Genomic DNA, 6,124 nt, shown 5'->3' with positions numbered 1-6,124 from the left:
CCCTCCCCCCCTCCACCCCCCCCCCCACCCCCCAACCCCACCCCCCCCCCCCCCCCCCCCCCCCCCCCCCCCCCCCCCCCCCCCCCCCCCCCCCCCCCCCCCCCCCCGCCCCGTTTCCGTACCCGGGGTGCTTCCCGTCCGCCGCCGCGGGTGCGGCTCCCCTGCGGGGCCGATCCCCTCCCCGCTCCTTCACCACTTCTGCCCTCAAGCGCCGGGCGGGCTGGGGTGGCCCTCAAGCGCCGGGCGGGCTGAAAACGGCCCTCGAACGCCGGGCGTGGGGCGGTCCTGAAGCGTGGGGTGGGCTGGGGCGGCCCTCAAGCGCCGGATGGGGCTGGGGTGGCCGCAAGCGCCGGGCGGGCTGAAAACGGCCCTCGAACGCCGGGCGGGCTGGGGTGGTCCTGAAGCGTGGGGTGGGTGAAGCGACCCTCGACGCCGGGCGGGCTGGAGCGGTGCTCGCGGGCTGGGGTGGGTCTCGGGCGTGGGGTGGGGGCGTCGGTAGGGTGGGGTTGCGCAGGGGGCGGTAGCGCAGAGGTCGTCGCGCCTTCTCTGCAAGAGGGAGGACGCCGGTTCGAATCCGGTCCGCTCCCCTGCGTGCAGGAAGCCGGAAAGCAGAACGGCGCCCCGGGATCCGGGGCGCCGTTCCGGCGTGTCGGCCGTTACGCCTTGCGGAGGCGGAAGGCGAGGGTCAGGGGCTCGTCCGTGAACGGCGACCCGTACGACCCGTCGGCCTCACCCTGCGCGAAGTCCGTGGCCAGGACCTCGTCCGCGATCAGCCCGGAGTGGTCGGTCAGGGCGGTGACGACTTCCGGGTCCGTGGCGGACCACCGCAGGGCGATCCGGTCCGCGACGTCGAGGCCCGAGTTCTTGCGGGCCTCCTGGATGAGGCGGATCGCATCGCGCGCCAGGCCCGCGAGCCGCAGCTCGGGGGTGATCTCCAGGTCCAGGGCGACGGTGGCGCCGGAGTCGGAGGCCACCGACCAGCCCTCGCGCGGGGTCTCCGTGATGATGACCTCCTCCGGGGTGAGGGTGACCGGCTCGCCGTTCACCTCCACCGTGGCCTCGCCCGAGCGCAGCGCGAGCGACAGGGCTGCCGCGTCCGCCGCGGCCACGGCCTTCGCCACGTCCTGGACGCCCTTGCCGAACCGCTTGCCGAGCGCCCGGAAGTTCGCCTTCGCCGTGGTGTCGACGAGCGAGCCGCCGACCTCCGACAGGGAGGCCAGCGAGCTGACGTTCAGCTCCTCGGTGATCTGGGCGTGCAGCTCGGTGGAGAGCGCGTCGAAGCCGGCCGCGGCGACCAGCGCCCGCGAGAGCGGCTGGCGGGTCTTGACCCCGGACTCGGCGCGCGTGGCGCGGCCCAGCTCGACGAGGCGGCGGACCAGCAGCATCTGCTGGGACAGCACGGGGTCCACGAGCGCCGCGTCCGCCTCCGGCCACGCCGACAGGTGCACGGACTCGGGCGCGTCCGGGGTGACCGCGACGACCATGTCCTGCCAGACCCGCTCCGCGATGAAGGGGGTGAGGGGCGCCATCAGGCGGGTGATCGTCTCGACCACGTCGTGGAGGGTGCGCAGCGCCGCCTTGTCGCCCTGCCAGAACCGGCGGCGCGACCGGCGCACGTACCAGTTGGACAGGTCGTCGACGAAGGCGGACAGCAGCTTGCCGGCGCGCTGGGTGTCGTACGCCTCCATGGCGTCCGTGACCTCGCCGACCAGCGCGTGCAGCTCGGAGAGCAGCCAGCGGTCCAGGACGGTGCGGTCGGCCGGCGCCGGGTCGGCGGCGGACGGCGCCCAGTTCGACGTACGGGCGTACAGGGCCTGGAAGGCGACCGTGTTCCAGTAGGTGAGGAGCGTCTTGCGGACGACCTCCTGGATGGTGCCGTGGCCGACGCGGCGGGCCGCCCACGGCGAGCCGCCGGCCGCCATGAACCAGCGCACCGCGTCGGCGCCGTGCTGGTCCATGAGCGGGATCGGCTGGAGGATGTTGCCCAGGTGCTTGGACATCTTGCGGCCGTCCTCGGCCAGGATGTGGCCCAGGCAGACGACGTTCTCGTAGGAGGACTTGTCGAAGACCAGGGTGCCGACCGCCATCAGGGTGTAGAACCACCCGCGGGTCTGGTCGATGGCCTCCGAGATGAACTGCGCCGGGTAGCGCTTCTCGAAGACTTCCTTGTTCTTGTACGGGTAGCCCCACTGCGCGAACGGCATCGAGCCCGAGTCGTACCAGGCGTCGATGACCTCGGGCACGCGGACCGCGGTGTGCGCGCAGCCCTCCGCGGTGCAGGGGAAGGTCACGTCGTCGATGTACGGGCGGTGCGGGTCCAGGGCCGAGTGGTCCTGGCCGGACAGCTCCGACAGCTCGGCGCGGGAGCCGACGCAGGTGAGGTGGTCGTCCTCGCAGCGCCAGATCGGCAGCGGGGTGCCCCAGTAGCGGTTGCGGGACAGCGCCCAGTCGATGTTGTTGTTCAGCCAGTCGCCGAAGCGGCCCTGCTTGACCGACTCGGGGAACCAGTTGGTCTTCTCGTTCTCCCGCAGCATCGCGTCCTTGACGGCGGTGGTGCGGATGTACCAGGACGGCTGCGCGTAGTAGAGCAGCGCGGTGTGGCAGCGCCAGCAGTGCGGGTAGCTGTGCTCGTAGGCGATGTGCTTGAAGAGCAGGCCGCGGGCGTCGAGGTCGGCGGTGAGCTTCTCGTCGGCCTTCTTGAAGAAGACGCCGCCGACGAGCGGGACCTCCTCGGCGAAGGTGCCGTCGGGCCGGACCGGGTTCACGACGGGCAGGCCGTACGCGCGGCAGACCGCGAGGTCGTCGGCACCGAAGGCGGGGGCCTGGTGGACCAGACCGGTGCCGTCCTCGGTGGTGACGTAGTCGGCGTTGACCACGAAGTGGGCGGGGGCGTCGAAGGGGACCAGCTCGAAGGGGCGCCGGTAGGTCCAGCGCTCCATCTCCTTGCCGGTGAAGGACTGGCCGGTGGCCTCCCAGCCCTCGCCGAGGGCCTTCTCCAGCAGCGGCTGGGCGACGACCAGCTTCTCCTCGCCGTCGGTCGCCACGACGTACGTGACGTCCGGGTGCGCGGCGACGGCGGTGTTGGAGACCAGGGTCCAGGGGGTCGTGGTCCACACGACCAGGGCGGCCTCGCCGGCGAGCGGGCCGGAGGTCAGCGGGAAGCGCACGTAGACGGAGGGGTCGACGACGGTCTCGTAGCCCTGGGCCAGCTCGTGGTCGGACAGGCCGGTGCCGCAGCGCGGGCACCAGGGGGCGACGCGGTGGTCCTGGACCAGCAGGCCCTTGTTGAAGATCTCCTTCAGCGACCACCACACGGACTCGACGTACTCGGGGTCCATGGTCCGGTAGGCGTCGTCCAGGTCGACCCAGTAGCCCATGCGGGTGGTGAGCTCGGCGAACGCGTCGGTGTGGCGGGTCACGGACTCGCGGCACTTGGCGTTGAACTCGGCGATGCCGTAGGCCTCGATGTCCTGCTTGCCGTTGAAGCCGAGCTCCTTCTCGACGGCGAGCTCGACGGGCAGGCCGTGGCAGTCCCAGCCGGCCTTGCGGGCCACGTGGTAGCCGCGCATGGTGCGGAAGCGGGGGAAGACGTCCTTGAAGACGCGGGCCTCGATGTGGTGCGCGCCGGGCATGCCGTTCGCGGTGGGCGGGCCCTCGTAGAAGACCCACTCCGGGCGGCCCTCGGACTGCTCCAGGGTCTTGGCGAAGGTCTTGTTCTCGCGCCAGAACTCGAGAACGGCGTGCTCGAGGGCGGGCAGGTCGACCTGGGCGGGTACCGGGCGGTACTGCGGCGGTGTGGTCATGAGGCTGAACTCTTCCTCCGGCGGTGTGGCGCTTCCGTCCGGAGGGACGAGAGCCGCCGCCCCCTCCGTCGAGGACACGCTCCCGCGGTACCACCCTCCTTGGCCACCGGACGGGTCCGGCGGCCCCCTCATTGGGGTGCGAAGCCGGTTCTACTTGCCGCCGGGGGCTCGTGCGGGCCCGTGGCGGCTTTCTTCCGGCGGCTCAGGGGTGATCCTTCACGTCGCGCTCGCCCCCGGGCTCTCACCGTCCCCGGGTCGCTCACGGCTGCGTCCGACGCTACTCGTCCCCGTCCATGCCTTTCGCTGGGGCCAGTGTACGGGGCGGGGGCGGCCGCGGCAGACCGGATTTTCCGGGCGGGGCGCGGTGGGGGCCCGGCCGGGGCCGGTGCCGGGGCCGCGGTCGGGGCGGCGGCGTGACCCGAACGGTCCGACGCGCCGGCACGGGACGAGGCGGCAGGTCGGGGGCGGATTACCCGGCCGTGGGCTGGGCACAACGGATGCAGGTCGACCGGGGCGGACGCGTGCCCCGTTGCCGAGGAGCGGGAGGCGATTTATCGTTCCGGCACGATTCGCGAGCAAGGTCACAGTATGTGAAGGGGCCGCGGCCATGGTGGCGAAAAAGACCGCCGGGAGCACTCCCGAGAAGGCTGTCGGAAAGGCCGCCGCGAAGGCTTCGGCGGCCAGGGGCGCGGCTTCGGCCCGGAAGGCGGACGGCGCGGTGGAGAAGGCCGACGGGGCGACCGCGAAGGCGGCCGGCAAGGCGTCGGTGAAGGCCTCCGTGCAGTCGGCGGACGCGAAGACCGCGGCCGGGACAGCGAAGGCGGACGCGAAGAAGGCCGGTGCGAAGAAGGCGGACACGAAGAAGGCGGACGCCAGGGCGCCCGTCAAGGAGGCGGCGGTGGAGCCGGCGGCGAAAGGAGCCGCCCGGACCGCCGTGAGGACCACCGCCCGCAAGACCGCGGCGGTCGCCAAGAAGGCCACGAAGACGACTGCGACGACCGCGAGGAAGGCCCCGGCCGCAGCGGCCGGGGCCCAGGGGGCGGCGCAGGCCGCGCAACAGACGGGAGCCCGGAAAGTGGTTGCCAGGAAGAGCACCGGCACGGCCAGGAAGACGGCCGGGGCCGCCACCAGCGGGCTGCCGAAGGCGAGGGCGACGGCCGCCCCCGGCGAGCTCGCCGTACGGCCCGGCGAGGACCCGTGGACCCCGGCGGAGGTCGCCGAGGCCCGGACCGAGCTGGAGACCGAGGCGGAGCGGCTGCGCGACGAGCTGCTGGCCTCGGAGGAGGCCATCACCGGCCTGATGCGGGATTCCGGCGACGGCGCGGGCGACGACCAGGCCGACACCGGGACCAAGAACATCACCCGCGAGTCCGAGATGGCCCTCGCCGCCAACGCCCGCGAGATGCTGGAGCAGACCGAGCGGGCCCTGGAGCGGCTGGACGCGGGCACCTACGGGCTCTGCGAGAGCTGCGGGCAGCCCATCGGCAAGGCCCGCATGCAGGCCTTCCCGCGGGCCACGCTCTGCGTGGACTGCAAGCAGAAACAGGAGCGCCGGCACTAGCCCGGACGTGCGGGTCCGCCCCGGTCCCCGGTCCGGCCCGGGGGGCGCGCCCGGGGCGACCCTGACGTACTCTCGTGTCTGGTCAGGGTCCAGGAACCTGACAGGGCTGTGTCATCGCAACCCGGTTCGCGCTAGTTCGAGGGACTCACGTGGCAGAGGCGGAGCGCATCATCGGTACGCCCGAGGTCGGGGACGAAGCCCAGCCCGAGCCCGCGGCGCCCAAGGGGCGCCGGCGGATCGCGGCGCTGCTGGTGGTGGCGGTCCTCGCGTACCTCGTGGACCTCGGCACCAAGATGGTCGTCGTGGCGAGGCTGGAGCACCAGCCGCCGATCCGGATCATCGGTGACCTGCTGAAGTTCGAGGCGGTCCGCAACCCGGGAGCGGCCTTCGGCTTCGGCGAGGCCTTCACGATCATCTTCACCGTGATCGCGGCCACCGTGATCGTCGTGATCGTCCGGCTCGCCCGCAAGCTCTACAGCCTGCCCTGGGCGATCGCGCTGGGCCTGCTGCTCGGCGGTGCGCTGGGCAACCTGACCGACCGGGTCTTCCGCTCGCCGGGCGTGTTCCGGGGCGCTGTGGTGGATTTCATCTCGCCCGCGCACTTCGCCGTCTTCAACCTCGCCGACACCGCCATCGTGTGCGGCGGCATCCTGATCGTGCTGCTCTCGTTCAAGGGCCTGGACCCGGACGGCACGGTCCACAAGGACTGAGGGCGGCAGCGGGCCGGACCCGGGGCCGCGCCGCGTCCGGCATACTCGAC

General features: G+C 72.8%; 3 protein-coding genes and 1 tRNA gene. 3 read left to right on the top strand and 1 reads right to left on the bottom strand.

Translation table 11 applies throughout. The features are described 5' to 3' along the window. The first annotated feature begins 514 nt into the window (after window positions 1-514). Window positions 515-587: transfer RNA gene (locus ACZ4VL_RS30525), tRNA-Ala, on the top strand. Window positions 588-656: 69 nt separating this feature from the next. On the opposite strand, the gene ileS is transcribed toward ACZ4VL_RS30525, so the two are convergent. Next, window positions 657-3,803 carry an isoleucine--tRNA ligase gene (gene ileS, locus ACZ4VL_RS30520; RefSeq protein ID WP_468206280.1) on the bottom strand — a complete coding sequence of 1,049 codons (3,147 nt, stop codon included), beginning with the start codon at window positions 3,801-3,803 and terminating at the stop codon, window positions 657-659. Window positions 3,804-4,410: 607 nt separating this feature from the next. Here ileS and ACZ4VL_RS30515 point away from each other — a divergent pair. Both ACZ4VL_RS30515 and lspA read left to right on the top strand, forming a co-directional pair. Then, window positions 4,411-5,364: a TraR/DksA family transcriptional regulator gene (locus ACZ4VL_RS30515; protein WP_468206277.1), complete on the top strand. Its 954-nt coding sequence runs from the start codon at window positions 4,411-4,413 to the stop codon at window positions 5,362-5,364. 149 nt (window positions 5,365-5,513) lie between these two features. Then, on the top strand, window positions 5,514-6,074 hold the full coding sequence (gene lspA, locus ACZ4VL_RS30510; RefSeq protein ID WP_468206275.1) for a signal peptidase II: 561 nt from the start codon (window positions 5,514-5,516) through the stop codon (window positions 6,072-6,074). Window positions 6,075-6,124 lie beyond the last annotated feature (50 nt).

Source organism: Streptomyces sp. NPDC029014, from assembly GCF_055564695.1.
The sequence above is the reverse complement of the archived record's forward strand: the minus strand, read 5'-3'. Positions and strand labels throughout refer to the sequence as shown.

Excerpts from the sequence above, each read along its gene's own strand:
- ACZ4VL_RS30515 (WP_468206277.1), top strand. The coding sequence starts at position 4,411 with ATGGTGGCGAAAAAGACCGCCGGGAGCACTCCCGAGAAGGCTGTCGGA.
- ileS (WP_468206280.1), bottom strand. The coding sequence starts at position 3,803 with ATGACCACACCGCCGCAGTACCGCCCGGTACCCGCCCAGGTCGACCTG.